The sequence below is a fragment of the Psychrobacter lutiphocae DSM 21542 genome, from assembly GCF_000382145.1.
GTDB classification, from domain to species: Bacteria; Pseudomonadota; Gammaproteobacteria; order Pseudomonadales; family Moraxellaceae; genus Psychrobacter; species Psychrobacter lutiphocae.
Window position 1 is genome coordinate 1 of the sequence record NZ_KB907673.1, and the last position, 13919, is coordinate 13919.

At 41.5% G+C, this 13919-nt stretch carries 8 protein-coding genes, 4 tRNA genes and 1 pseudogene; 10 read left to right on the top strand and 3 right to left on the bottom strand.

The features are described from left to right. Nucleotides 1-267: transposase (locus H140_RS14725; RefSeq protein ID WP_019674065.1), on the top strand; the 267-nt coding region annotated here is incomplete at its 5' end. Between the two features lie 102 nt (nt 268-369). On the opposite strand, the gene polA is transcribed toward H140_RS14725, so the two are convergent. The 3 genes from polA to H140_RS15300 form a co-directional block, all read right to left on the bottom strand. Then, nucleotides 370-3360 (bottom strand): DNA polymerase I, encoded by a 2991-nt coding sequence (gene polA, locus H140_RS0112875; RefSeq protein ID WP_019674066.1) that lies wholly within the window; start codon nt 3358-3360, stop codon nt 370-372. 457 nt (nt 3361-3817) lie between these two features. Beyond that, nucleotides 3818-4228: an organic hydroperoxide resistance protein gene (locus tag H140_RS0112880; protein ID WP_019674067.1), complete on the bottom strand. Its 411-nt coding sequence runs from the start codon at nt 4226-4228 to the stop codon at nt 3818-3820. Nucleotides 4229-4746: 518 nt separating this feature from the next. Beyond that, the gene (locus H140_RS15300; RefSeq protein ID WP_019674068.1) at nt 4747-5181 is read right to left on the bottom strand and encodes a hypothetical protein; all 435 of its coding nucleotides are present in this window, start codon (nt 5179-5181) and stop codon (nt 4747-4749) included. A 283-nt stretch (nt 5182-5464) separates the two neighbouring features. Between H140_RS15300 and H140_RS15975 the strand changes: the two are divergent. The 9 genes and pseudogenes from H140_RS15975 to tuf all read left to right on the top strand — a co-directional run. Then, nucleotides 5465-5575: pseudogene (locus tag H140_RS15975) on the top strand (IS5/IS1182 family transposase); the annotation flags it as partial. 545 nt (nt 5576-6120) lie between these two features. Beyond that, a complete protein-coding gene (locus H140_RS15980; RefSeq protein WP_156819194.1) occupies nt 6121-6537 on the top strand; it encodes a hypothetical protein in 417 nt (138 codons plus the stop codon). A 513-nt stretch (nt 6538-7050) separates the two neighbouring features. Then, nucleotides 7051-8646 (top strand): peptide chain release factor 3, encoded by a 1596-nt coding sequence (locus H140_RS0112900; protein ID WP_019674071.1) that lies wholly within the window; start codon nt 7051-7053, stop codon nt 8644-8646. A gap of 265 nt (nt 8647-8911) precedes the next feature. Beyond that, entirely contained in the window at nt 8912-11230 is a 2319-nt protein-coding gene (locus tag H140_RS15305; protein ID WP_019674072.1) for an FHA domain-containing protein, read from the top strand. A gap of 492 nt (nt 11231-11722) precedes the next feature. Beyond that, a tRNA-Thr gene (locus H140_RS0112910) sits at nt 11723-11798 on the top strand. A 75-nt stretch (nt 11799-11873) separates the two neighbouring features. Next, nucleotides 11874-11957 (top strand) — tRNA-Tyr (locus H140_RS0112915). A 206-nt stretch (nt 11958-12163) separates the two neighbouring features. Beyond that, nucleotides 12164-12237: transfer RNA gene (locus H140_RS0112920), tRNA-Gly, on the top strand. Nucleotides 12238-12283: 46 nt separating this feature from the next. Beyond that, nucleotides 12284-12358: transfer RNA gene (locus H140_RS0112925), tRNA-Thr, on the top strand. 513 nt (nt 12359-12871) lie between these two features. Then, a partial coding sequence (gene tuf, locus H140_RS0112930; RefSeq protein ID WP_019672232.1) for an elongation factor Tu occupies nt 12872-13919 on the top strand: 1048 nt, incomplete at its 3' end.

Here is a 13919-nt window from a genome sequence, read left to right on the forward strand (position 1 = left end):
ATTGTCATGGATAATGCCAGTATTCATCATGCCAAGATTATCCAAGCTAGATTACCCATTTGGCAAGAACGAGGCTTGTTTATCTTTTATTTACCGCCTTATAGTCCGCATCTAAATATCATTGAGCGGTTATGGAAGGAGGTAAAACAGGCTTGGCTAAGACCTTGTGATTATGTTTCTTTCGATACGTTGTCTTATGCAGTTAATCGGGTTTTTGCTAATATTGGTGATTCCCTGTCGATAAATTTTTCTACATTTAAAGTATAGGTGTTTAATTTTGTTCCATTACTTATCCAGTAAAAAAAGATGGGAACAGCAAAAACAGGAGTCAGCTATTAGCCAACCCCTGCTAAAAAAAAGATAGTCTCTTTAATGCGCCTCATCCCAATTATCACCAACACCAGTTTCAACCAATAACGGTACCGCGAAATCAACGTCCCAGCCCATTTGCTTGGCAGTATCGCCAAGTACATTTTGCATGGCATCTTTGATGAGTTTGCTAATGTCATCGACCTTGTCAGCATCGACTTCAAACACCAATTCATCATGCACTTGCAGTAGCATCTTAGCACTATCGGCTGGCAATACGTTGTTGACGGCGATCATCGCCAGTTTGATGATGTCAGCAGCGCTTCCTTGCAGTGGGGCGTTAATGGCAGCACGCTCTGCACCTCGGCGCACCATCTGATTGCTATGATTGATGTCCGGAGTATATAGCTTACGACCTAAGATGGTTTCAATGTAGCCTTTATCTACGGCGCTGCTACGGGTGTCCTGCATATATTGTCTAACGCCAGGATAACGCTCGAAGTATTGGTTGATATAGTCTTGAGCTTCATTGCGGGTCATCTCAAGCTGCTTGGCGAGTCCAAACGCACTCATGCCGTATAGCAATCCAAAGTTAATGGCTTTGGCGTTACGACGTTCGGTGGGAGTAACGTCATCCACGGGTTTGCCCAGTACCTCAGCAGCAGTGGCACGGTGAATGTCCAACCCATCTTTAAAGGCTTTGGTTAAGTTTTCATCGCCTGAGAAATGCGCCATCAGACGCAGTTCAATTTGAGAATAATCCGCTGCTAATAGGACACGACCTTCTGGCGCAATAAAGGCTTGACGGATGAGGCGACCTGTTTTGGTACGAATGGGGATGTTTTGTAAATTAGGGTCAGTAGAAGACAAACGTCCTGTACTGGTTAAGGCTTGATGGTAGCTGGTGTGTACACGGTCGGTGTCTTTATCTGCGACGGCATCAAGTGAGTCAGTATAGGTGTTTTTTAGCTTAGATAAGCTGCGATATTCCAGCGCAATGTCAGCTAGGGGATGATCAATCTTAGACAGTACCGCTTCACCTGTTGAGTATTGACCTGATTTGGTCTTTTTACCGCCGACCACGCCAAGCTTATCAAATAACACTTCGCCTAATTGCTTGGGTGAACCTAAATTAAACTCTTCACCAGCTTCATAATAAGCCTGCTTTTCAAGCTCGCCGATTTCTTCATCAAAGCGTTGTGACAGCTCATTTAAAAAGGTGCGTTTGATTAAGATACCAGTGGCTTCCATCTCACACAGAATTTGTGACACTGGAATTTCAAGTTGATGTAATAGGCGTTGGTTTACCTCATCATCTTTTAGTTTTTCTTGGAAGACCTCAAACAGTTGATAAGTAATGTCTGCATCTTCACAGGCATAATCACTAGCGATATCTATCGCTACCTTGTCAAAGGTCACTTGTTTGGCACCTTTACCAGCGACATCTTCATAAGTGATGGTCTGAGCATGCAAGTAATGACGGGCTAAATCATCCATACCGTGACGGGTTGCGGCAGCGTTTAGGACGTAGCTGGCAAGCATGGTGTCCATTTCCCAGTTATTTGCAGTGATATTCAGATCAATATCATAGCGACGTAATACATGCGCATCATACTTTAAGTTTTGACCAATTTTGCCGATTTTGGGGTTTTCTAGGATGGGTTTTAGTTTTGCCAATACTTTATCTTGTGAGAGCTGTTTGCTAATTAACTCATCTTCTTCTAAGTTATGATTAAGCGGAATGTAATAGGCTTCATGCGCTTGTAAGGAAAAGGACAAGCCGACAATATCCGCCTCACGCCAATCGATACTGGTGGTCTCTGTATCCACCGCAAAATGACTGGCTTTGGATAATCTCTCAACCAAATTATCAAAGGCTGGCTCATCTAAGATAGTGTGCCAGGCTCTGTCATAGTCTTTGCTTTCAATAATATGTTCAATAATGGCAGCCTGCTTTTGGTTTTGCAGGGTTTTTGCCATTTGAGCCTGCGATTCTGCATCGGCTTTACTGTCAGCAACGCTATTGGCACTTGAGTTAGCAGGATGATTTGGATGGTCAAGCGATGCCAGTTCATTTTTGAATTCAAGCTCAGTATAAAGCTCACGTAACTCTTCAATGTGCGCTGTGGGGTCAGTATTAATAAGTAAGTCATCCCAGTCCTGACCCAAATCAAGATTAGTAATGATGGTCGCTAGCTGTTTGTCTTGTTCGATGGTCTCGACAGACTCTTGTAAGGTAGTACCCACTTTACCTTTAATATTGGTTGCATTTGCGAGGATATTATCAATATCACCATATTCTACCAATAGGTCTTTGGCACGTTTTTTACCAACGCCTGCCACACCTTTGATACCATCTGATGAGTCGCCCATCAAGGTAAGAAAGTCAATCATTTGTGATGGTTTAATGCCGTATTTTTCTTCTACGGCGGGCACATCCACAACCTTGCCTGCGAAGCTGTCTTCTAATATCACACAATCATTGACCAGCTGCATCATATCCTTATCACCACTAGAGATGACTACATGGTGACCCTCTTCTACGGCACGATGGGTTAAGGTACCGATAATGTCATCGGCTTCCGCCCCTTCAATACGAAGTAGCGGAATACCAAGTGCCCGAACCAAGCGATGGATATACGGAATTTGCTCAGCCAATTCGGCATCCATTTTGGGGCGGTTGGCTTTGTACTCTTCTGACATGGTGTGACGGAAAGTAGGGGACTTGGTGTCAAAGCAGACCGCCATGTGCGTTGGGTTATAACGGCGCATCACTTTTAACAAGGCGTTTAACGTGCCTCGAATGGCATTGGTAGTCAAACCCTGAGTATTCATCATGGTTTTTGGCAACGCATGATAGGTACGGAATAAATAATAGGAACCATCCACTAAAATAAACGGTGGTTTTTCTTTATTGACATGACTGGTATCCATCGTCGCCACATTAGGCATGCCTTGAAAGTCTGGCATGACATTGGGGTCAAGGGCTTCGTGAGAGGTGTCAGTCGTGGTGTCTGGGGCTTCTGGTTTTGTTGAGTTGTTATCAGTCATAGGATGTCACTTTTTAATAGAGAAATAGAGAATTAAATTAGAGTCAAAATTAAATAGATATTAATGAAATAATAGTAAAAAAATTAGTTATGTGGGTAATGGCTTTTGCTTGTATTAAATAGTTGTGACAGTCATTATAACTAAAATTTGAATACTCTATAGGGTCTTTACAAGTGAGTTATCTTTAAAACTTATCTTTAATATCGGGTTAATATCAGACCCTAGTATAAAGTAAAAATAAAAACCCAAACCGCCATAGACGATTTGGGTTTGTAGGCTATCAAACTACTTGCTTAAAACTATTTTTTTATATAAACCCCATCATCAGCTTATTGCAGTCCATTGTAGGCTGGCGCTTTTAGCCCAGCCAAATGTATTTTATAACTAAATATGCTGGGCTAAAGCCACAGCCTACGCAAAGTGTTGATAATGAGGTTGTATAAATAGCCTACAAAAGCTATTTAACTTCAGAAGTCACTTCTACATCAATGTTGCCACGGGTAGCTTTTGAATAAGGGCAAACTTCATGAGCGGCTTCAACTGCTTTTTGTACGTCGTCTGCACTCAAGTCGGTGTTTGAGGCAATGACGTGGATTTTGGCAGCAATGCTATAATCATGGTTCTCGCCTTGATTTAGATCCACTTCTACTTGAGTTTCTGAGTCAAATTTAGCTTTTTGCATTTGTTTAACCACACTTAAAGCACTATCAAAGCAGGCGGCATAGCCCATTGCAAAAAGCTGTTCTGGGTTATTGCCATCACCTGTGCCAGGGGCAACCATATTGATAGTTAGGTCGCTGTCTTTTAGTTTTGCTGTGCCTTGACGACCGCCAGTTACTGTTGCTTGTGTAGAATATAAAGTTTTCATAGTGATTCCTTCTTGTTGTTTTGAATAAATTTTAAAAGCTACCACTTTTTCATTACCATCATTAGGGTAACAAAAAAGGGAGTTGTTATCGTTTTGAGGTTGTAAGGTTTTGCTAGGGGTTTGTAAATTGATATGAAGCTAGAGTTGCAATGTTGGGCAGGGTGGATTTATCGAGTCTGGATGCAGGTGTTAATTAATGTGGAGAGAAGCACTGCTTCGTTCCGATTTAAGACGGGAGCTATGCTCGCGTGTGGCATCTGATATGCTAGTTCAAGACAGCCTAAACGTATATTGCTAATCAAAAAAGCTAGCTGAGAATTATAAGCATATTAGCAAATATAAGCTTTTGGTATTGTTAGAAGTAGCTATTAAAATACTGCCAAGTTCAAGTCTATAAATATGCAAGTCATTAAACTTAAACCTAAAAACTCCCTTAACTGTGCAGTTAAAGGAGCCTTAATGCTGGTAAGACATTATAAGCGTACTAAAAAAGTCAAACATTCATTTTATTAACTGAATTAATCCGAATATCTATAGCTTCTTACTCTATAGAAGCAAACTGAGGTTTCACATTCGTACATGGTAACCTCTACGTCATAATCACCACTATACTCTGCTGTAAAGTCGACTATAGCAGTGGCTGTATCATCATCATCATAGCCTACTACTTTCCCATTTTTATCGTAAACGTATAAATCTAAATCTGTACAATCATCATCACATACTGCTACCAAAGAATATTCTTTATTTCTTGTAAATGGGAATGATTCTGTTTCTTCATCATACTCGCCGAGACTACCTGACATATCGTTTTCGTGTGAGGGATAGTAGTCAACTATAGACTTCAAGCCGTCAATAAGTTCAAGCTGTTCGGAAGTGGTAACCGCATAAGCAGTCGTAACAGATGCTAAAATAGCGATAATAATGGTAGCAAAAGGTTTTAAAGCTTTCATTTTGAGACTCCTAGCTCTAGGGTGGTTAAAATTAAATTAGAGGCCATTAACACAAAGTATTTAGGTAAAAACAAGGTTCATAGCCAACCAATATAGAAACACTGTAGAATAAATTAGTATAAACAGATACTTTAGTAAATTCAGCTAACCTAATACCACGAAATACCGCGAAAATTAAGTTTATACTCAAAATTATTTAAGAAACCTTTGCACGAACACTCATACATAGGTCAAAACTGATAAACTATATAAAACTATAATTAAAAGTCAAAAGGCATCAATCATGGCATGGAAACAAACAGGACAACTTGGACTCGCTGACGCACTAGCAACTCATCATGAAGCCTTAGAAGAACTTGATGATCTTCATGCCCTAATTGACTGGAAGCATATTTTCCCTCAGTTTCATATTTTTTTAGTGAAAGTTGAGATTTAGGGGTGGCTTGTTCTGATCTGCAAAGGTTTCTTTAAGGTATATATCCTACTAGCTAATACACTAAATGATGACTATAAAAAAATGATATCAAAAAAAACTAACGAATAATGTCCCAAACTCGGGACAAATAAGGACTACTTAATGCTAGGTTTAATAGATGCTTCTGCACGATTTGAGCAGACCACTACAAATAGGGTTGGGTAAATTAAGCTGAAAGCACAACAAGAGGGTGGTTTTATGCACCAATAAATTAACTACTAGTAAACCTAGCTGGGTTTATTGGGAAATTCTATTCATCACAGTATCAACAAGGTGCTTAGGAGCATCATATGGCTGTTTCTCATGTTTAAATTTTTTAAACAAGCTTGTCCTTAGCTCTTTATAGTTTGTTGTTAAATAAAGGATTGGTAAGATATGGTTTTCAAACTGAGTTATTAAGTTATTTAAAATCAATAAGTAAAAAATATTTGAAGCTTGGGTTGAAATAATAATTAGGTAAATTTATGAGAAGTCTAGTATCACTAATGACTTTAATAAGTATTATGATAGTTTGTGGCACTTCCTCTGCTACGGCAGCAAGTGAAGAATTCAATACAGGCATCCATATTTACGAAGACCATCATGGGTGGGTGTATACCACTACATGGATAGCATATCCAATGACTATTAAGCGCTATATAGACAACTCAGATAAACCAGCTGAGTTATTAGTGGCATTAACCGCAGATGGTAAAATGAGTTTTTTTAGAGGCATTATCAGCTTAAATTGTTTAGACTCTAACCCTGCATACTCAGAGATTGTAAGCTCAGAAGAGTATATAGGATTAGATGATGCTATAAGGTTAGCCGATGATTTCGATCCTAAATATGGTATTCCACGTCCTGTGGTGAATAATTTGTTTAATGAGTTCTGCAAGTAACAGATACTATGTTGATGAGCTTAAGTCGGTAATCTTTTAGCAAGTATAGGGTGGGTTGGTTTATCAAATCTCGCAGAGGCAAAGATAAAACGTAACCTAGCGATTATTTATGATGTTTGGTTTATTGGTTGTATTTGGTGGGCGTGCTTCGCTCACTGTACCTAGTGTTTTGTATTTCAGTTTTAATCACGATAAATGTTAGTACGAAAGGGATGTGACCGCTAGCCCTGATTGAAGCGGATATACTGTACGGTTGAGTGAGTTGCGAGGGCTTGGTTTTGGCGTGGCGCGCAAAGCAGGCGACACGCCAAACCGTAGCCCTCGCCTCACTCAGACGTGCAGATAGTAGTGAAAAGCAGGAATAGCTACTAAAACAGTAATGTCTTTATGGGTTGGTGATGTGTTCATGCGTTTTTGTCTATTCTATCTGCATCATTGCCCAAAATCGGCTACAATACGCTCAATCTTTTTTATCACTTTTCATATCACAATATTTTAAGCTGAACCCATATTATGAGCGTAGATCCAAAAACATTAGCCATCGAGGTTGCCAAACGTCGCACCTTCGCCATCATCTCTCACCCCGATGCGGGTAAAACCACCATGACCGAGAAGCTACTGCTTTGGGGTCAAGCCATTCAGGTCGCAGGCGAGGTCAAAAGCCGTAAGACAGACCGTCATGCTACCTCAGACTGGATGAGTATGGAGCAGGAGCGGGGTATTTCGATTACGACTTCGGTGATGCAGTTTCCTTATAAAGAGCATATCGTAAACCTTTTAGATACACCGGGTCACGCTGACTTTTCGGAGGATACTTACCGCACCCTTACCGCTGTCGATAGTGCCTTAATGATGGTCGATGGCGCAAAAGGGGTCGAGGAACGCACCATCAAATTGATGGAGGTGTGTCGTATGCGTGACACGCCGATTATCTCTTTTGTTAACAAGTTAGACCGCCAGATTCGTGACCCACTTGAGCTGCTAGATGAAATTGAAAACGTGCTAAAAATCAAATGTGTACCTGTTACTTGGCCGATTGGTATGGGGCAAGATTTCGTGGGTGTTTATCATCTGACTGAAGACAAGACCTATTTATATAGCAAAGGTCATGGCGGTGAAATTACCGAAATTGAAACCCGTGACGGCTATGATTATCCTGATATTCGTGAGCGTTTGGGTGAATTGGCATTCTCTGCCTTTGAAGAGTCGCTTGAGCTGGTACAAATGGCGCTGGAAGACTTCGACGTCGAGATGTTCCTAAAAGGGGAAATGACGCCTGTGCTGTTTGGTACGGCATTGGGCAACTTTGGCGTAAATATGGTGCTGGATACCTTGATTAAGCACGCTCCAGCACCAAAAGACCATCCAACTAATGAGCGTGTGGTAAAAGCCAACGAAACCGCCTTTAGTGGCTTTGTGTTTAAGATTCAAGCCAACATGGATCCACGTCACCGTGACCGTATCGCCTTTTTACGTGTTTGCTCAGGCAAGTACGAAAAGGGTATGAAAATGAAACATGTTAGCTTAGGAAAAGACGTGCGTATTTCAGATGCCTTGACCTTCTTGGCCGGAGACCGTGAGGCACTAGAAGAGGCCTATCCTGGTGATATTATCGGTTTGCACAATCACGGTACCATTAGTATTGGCGACAGCTTTACCGAAGGTGAAGAGCTTAACTTTACTGGTATTCCGCATTTTGCGCCAGAGTTATTCCGCCGTGTGGTGCTCAAAGATCCTCTAAAATCTAAAGCCTTGCAAAAAGGTTTGCAACAACTTAGCGAAGAGGGCGCAACTCAAGTATTTATGCCTCAGATTAATAATGATTTAATTTTGGGTGCCGTCGGTGTGCTTCAGTTTGAAGTGGTGGCACATCGCTTAAAAGAAGAATATAAAGTACAGTGTATTTTTGAGCCAGTATCAATCGCTACTGTACGCTGGATTCACTGTGATGATGAGGCGGTATTGGCGAAGTTTAAGAAAAAAGCGCATGATCAGCTGTCTATTGATGGAGGTGGCTATTTAACCTATTTAGCGCCTAGCCGAGTCAACTTACAGCTCATGCAAGAGCGCTATCCAGAGGTGACCTTTAGTAATACGCGTGAGCATTAAGCCTGGCTGGATACACAAAGAGCTGGACATACAAAGAATCTTTAATATCATTAAGGCGCCCTAATTTCAGGGTGCTTTTTTGTAAGTGCTGTTAAAATGTTAAAACAGAGTTTAAACATACGTTGTCTTGCAAATAGGTTAATATTTGCTATGAGCTATAAAGCTAGTGCAAATAAGAAAGCGAATAAGGTAATGACTAATTTAACAACTCGTATATAAATTTAACAATCAACCTAATAAACAATCATTCAAAATGGAGGTCTTCATGACAACTTCGGCTAATAATTCTTGGACGTTAACCGCAATTAGCGACTCGCTAGGCGATCTAAAGCAGACATTTGGTGAACAACTGACGGTTGGACGCAGATATGATAACGATGTGGTTATCAGTAGCAATCAAGTGGCACTGCAACACGCTATCTTAAACGTAGAAAATGATCAGTTAACGGTAACTGACTTGGACACAGTGCATGGCACTTTTATCAATAACACACAAGTTACGCCCAATGAGCCACACCCTGTTAACTCAGATGATGTGCTTACCTTTGGTCAAGCACGTTTCTTGGTGCATTTCGGTGATGGTGAGTCTGAAGTTGTGGAAGAGGTCGAAGAAGAGGTTGCTGTTGAAACTGTTAAAGAAGTACAACAAGAAGCACCTCAAGCAGACGCTGAGCTACCTTCTATTGCAACCGTTGCTGACAGTGCCGTAGCCGATGCCAAGCCTTGGCAGTTTATCGCCATTTCAGAAAGCTTAGGTAACAGTAGCTTTGGTGTCAGCGATGAGCTAAGCGTAGGCCGTAGCGCAGACAATGATGTGGTGATTGACAGTGAGCAAGTGGCTGATCAACATGCCAAATTTAGCGTAAAAGACGGCCAGCTATATGTCACTGACTTAGGTTCAGACAGTGGTACTTTTGTACACAGTGTCCAAGCGCCAGCCAATGAAGCGGTTGCGGTTCATGCCGATGACGTGGTGAGCTTTGGTGCGTTAAGAGTATTAGTCACGCATCATGCCGATGCGACAGAAGCGCAGAGCACCACTGATACCGCTGGCGCAACTGCTGGCGTAGCCGGTGTGGCTGCCGCTGCTAGTGCAATTGATGCTGCTGATACCGATGCCGTTTGGCGTCTGCTTGCCATTACCGATACTCTAGGTGATCTAGACGTTGAAGTAACCGATGGTCTAACTGTTGGTCGTGGTTCAGACAACAATGTTGTCATTGATAACGAACAAGTGGCCGAGCAACATGCGAAGTTAAGCTTAGAAAATGGTCAGTTATATGTGACGGACTTAGGCTCAGAAACCGGTACTTTGGTAAACAGTATCCAAACAACCGCAAACGAAGCGCATTTAGTTGAGACAGATGACGTCTTAACCTTTGGTCAAGTGCGTGTATTAGCGCATCTCAATACCGGTGAGCCAGAAGTTGAGGAAGTAGTAGAAGAAATTGCTGTTAAAGAAGTACAACAAGAAGCACCTCAAGCAGACGCTGAGCTACCTTCTATTGCAACCGTTGCTGACAGTGCCGTAGCCGATGCCAAGCCTTGGCAGTTTATCGCCATTTCAGAAAGCTTAGGTAACAGTAGCTTTGGTGTCAGCGATGAGCTCAGCGTAGGCCGTAGCACAGACAATGATGTGGTGATTGACAGTGAGCAAGTGGCTGATCAACATGCCAAATTTAGCATAAAAGACGGCCAGCTATATGTCACTGACTTAGGTTCAGACAGTGGTACTTTTGTACACAGTGTCCAAGCGCCAGCCAATGAAGCGGTTGCGGTTAACACAGGTGATGTGGTTTGCTTTGGTAAGCTAAGAGTATTGGCAACACAACAAGATGCAGCTCCTGCAGCAACGACTGGTGCTGATGAAGCAACAGCTTGGCAGTTAGTTGCCATTACTGAAGCCTTAGGTGATCTGACCTTAAGCGTTGCCAACACCTTGACCGTCGGGCGTGGTACGGACAACGATATCGTTCTTGGTAGTAAGCAGGTTTCTCGTAACCACGCTAAACTAGAGGTCTTAGCCGATGGCAACTTGACGGTGACTGATTTAGGCTCGTCAAATGGTACCTTTGTTAACAGTACTCAATTGGTTGCTGAGCAAGCCGAGACTTTGGTAGAGGGTGATGTGGTTAAGTTTGCAAGCTTTGAGTTTAGCGTATTGCCAGCGGTTAAAGCTGTTACAGAGGCAACAGAGGCCAGTAGCACAGCGCCAGTGACTCCTGAAGCAACCGAAGCAGATGAGCAACTAGAGGAGGCGCTTGAGCCAACAGCGGCCACTGATACTCCAGATGAGGTAGCCACGCCTGAAGAAGCTCAACACGATGCTGAACACAAACAAGAATTGATCAAAGAAGCAGATCCTGAAGTTGAAAAAGCTAGACAAGCGGCAACTGGTCAGCTGTCAGGTATCGAAAATACGAGCTCGATTGCATCAAATACGGTCTCTGAGCCAGAGCCACGTCCAGTTGCTCATGCAAACAGCCAAGTACCAGCAAACAAAGCAAAACCAAAAAGCAATAGCTTTGTTCTTTGGATTGTGTTGATTTTGGCAGCTTTATTCATTGCTTTATGGTTGTATTAATAGTCGCAAATGCATAACAGCCTGTGATCTCATGTAATTGATAACATAGATGGATTTAAAAGCTGTTGTGATTGGTGATTGATTAAAAGTCGCAATTTTTAATCTGTGCCAAACTGAGGTTAATTCTAAACGCATCTAACAAGTCTGCTTGTATTGTTAGCATGACGGATAGCATAATCTTGGTTTGGCATTTTTTTATCGTTTTTTAATTTTTTATCGTTTTTAAATTGTGGTTCAAATGATTAGTGATCGCTCATATTAGCGTGTTTGGTAGGTAGTATTGATAGGTTATCAAAGCATCAAAGCCATAAAAGTAAGCTAGAAATGAGTGTATCAGTAGATCCAAAGCGACTTTAACGCAGACAAAAACCAATGAAAAAGACCAAAAAATAGCCAAAAACACAAAAAAATGAAATAATTTAAAAAAAAATGCAATTAGGGCTTGTGTTTTAAAAAATATTTGTTAGAATACTCACCACTTTGAAGGAACAAGCCGACTTAGCTCAGTTGGTAGAGCAACTGACTTGTAATCAGTAGGTCGCCAGTTCGATTCCGGCAGTCGGCACCATTCTTCAGAGTGTTTTTGCTGTTAGCAATTTTAGTAAAGCTATAAATAAAATACTTATTTAAGTTTTACAATTTAGGTGGGGTTGGGGAGCGGTCAAACCCAACAGACTGTAAATCTGTCGCGAAAGCTTCGAAGGTTCGAATCCTTCCCCCACCACCATTTTCTAGTAGTATAATGTCAAAAACACGTTCACGTGTTATTCTACCAAAATCTGCGATACTATCAATCCCAATCGTCTGATTTACTTTTTCAACAAGTCATTTCAGCGTTTATAAATAATTGAGTTATAGAATAAACAAAAATAGACGGTTTGTCCTCGATTGTTTTTCTATATCACAACTGGTAGTATAGGCAAGCATTGATTTGCGGGTGTGGTTTAATGGTAGAACCTCAGCCTTCCAAGCTGATGGCGCGGGTTCGATTCCCGCCACCCGCTCCAATTTATAAATTCAATCGCTTAGCAGTTTAATAACATAACAACTTATGCTCATATAGCTCAGCGGTAGAGCACTCCCTTGGTAAGGGAGAGGTCTCGAGTTCAATTCTCGATATGAGCTCCAGTATTTATTAGAAATAAGCGATAACTCTAATTTAAGATAACTCTAATTTAATTAGAATTTAGATGGTTAAACTTATTAGATGGTTAAACTAAAAAGATAATTAAATTAAACAATTAAATAAAAATAATTGATTAAAAAAAGTTTATTGTTTATTTGAAGTTTAGCCTAACATGGCTTAGACAGGTTGTTAATACCGTCAGTAAATAGGTGATTATTTTAGGTTAAAATACTTACAAGGGCTGAGAATGACCTTGCACCAGTTAACAGTAACAATGCGATAATGATTTGATAGGCAGCACTTAGTGTTGCCTTTTAGTGTTGTTTATATCAATAAAGATTAATTTTTAAAGTGTTAAAAAATTAATTAAAAGAAGTGCAATAGCTAGCGCAAACCGTCACTAGCTTGCAACCGAAACAACTCAGATACACAAACTCAATTTGTTATATTTAGTTAGTTTGTTATAACCTGGTAATACTATTTGTTTAGTAAACCCATAAAAAGAGGAAAGACTCATGGCAAAGGCCAAGTTTGAACGAAGCAAGCCGCACGTAAACGTCGGTACAATCGGTCACGTTGACCACGGTAAAACCACACTAACTGCTGCTATTGCAACTGTTGCTGCCAAGACCTCTGGTGGCGAAGCCAAAGACTACGCAGCCATTGACTCAGCACCAGAAGAAAAAGCACGTGGTATTACCATTAACACCTCACACATCGAGTATGACACAGCGACACGTCACTACGCACACGTGGACTGCCCAGGCCACGCTGACTATGTAAAAAACATGATCACTGGTGCAGCCCAGATGGACGGAGCAATTCTAGTAGTATCAGCTACTGATGGTCCAATGCCACAGACACGTGAGCACATCCTACTATCACGTCAGGTAGGTGTACCCTACATCATCGTATTCATGAACAAATGTGACATGGTAGATGACGAAGAACTACTAGAACTAGTAGAAATGGAAGTACGTGAATTACTATCAGACTACGACTTTCCAGGTGATGACACCCCAATCATCAAGGGTTCAGCTCTAGAAGCATTAAACGGCTCAGACGGCAAATACGGAGAGCCAGCAGTAGTAGAACTACTAGAGACTCTAGACACATACATCCCAGAGCCAGAGCGTGACGTTGACAAGCCATTCCTAATGCCAATCGAAGACGTATTCTCAATCTCAGGTCGTGGTACCGTAGTAACTGGACGTGTAGAATCAGGTATCATTAAAGTTGGTGACGAGATTGAAATCGTTGGTATCCGTGACACTCAAAAAACAACCTGTACAGGTATTGAGATGTTCCGTAAGCTACTAGACGAAGGTCGTGCAGGTGAGAACTGTGGTGTACTACTACGTGGAACCAAGCGTGAAGACGTACAACGTGGTCAAGTACTAGCGGCACCAGGTTCAATCACACCGCACACCAACTTTGACGCAGAAGTATATGTACTATCAAAAGAAGAAGGTGGTCGTCACACGCCATTCTTAAATGGTTACCGTCCACAGTTCTACTTCCGTACTACTGACGTAACAGGTGCCATCACCTTACAAGAAGGTA

What these genes read in the sequence shown, in the direction of transcription:
- polA (WP_019674066.1), bottom strand. Translation starts at nt 3,360, where the DNA reads ATGACTGATAACAACTCAACAAAACCAGAAGCCCCAGACACCACGACT.
- H140_RS0112880 (WP_019674067.1), bottom strand. Translation starts at nt 4,228, where the DNA reads ATGAAAACTTTATATTCTACACAAGCAACAGTAACTGGCGGTCGTCAA.
- H140_RS15300 (WP_019674068.1), bottom strand. Translation starts at nt 5,181, where the DNA reads ATGAAAGCTTTAAAACCTTTTGCTACCATTATTATCGCTATTTTAGCA.
- H140_RS15980 (WP_156819194.1), top strand. Translation starts at nt 6,121, where the DNA reads ATGAGAAGTCTAGTATCACTAATGACTTTAATAAGTATTATGATAGTT.
- H140_RS0112900 (WP_019674071.1), top strand. Translation starts at nt 7,051, where the DNA reads ATGAGCGTAGATCCAAAAACATTAGCCATCGAGGTTGCCAAACGTCGC.
- H140_RS15305 (WP_019674072.1), top strand. Translation starts at nt 8,912, where the DNA reads ATGACAACTTCGGCTAATAATTCTTGGACGTTAACCGCAATTAGCGAC.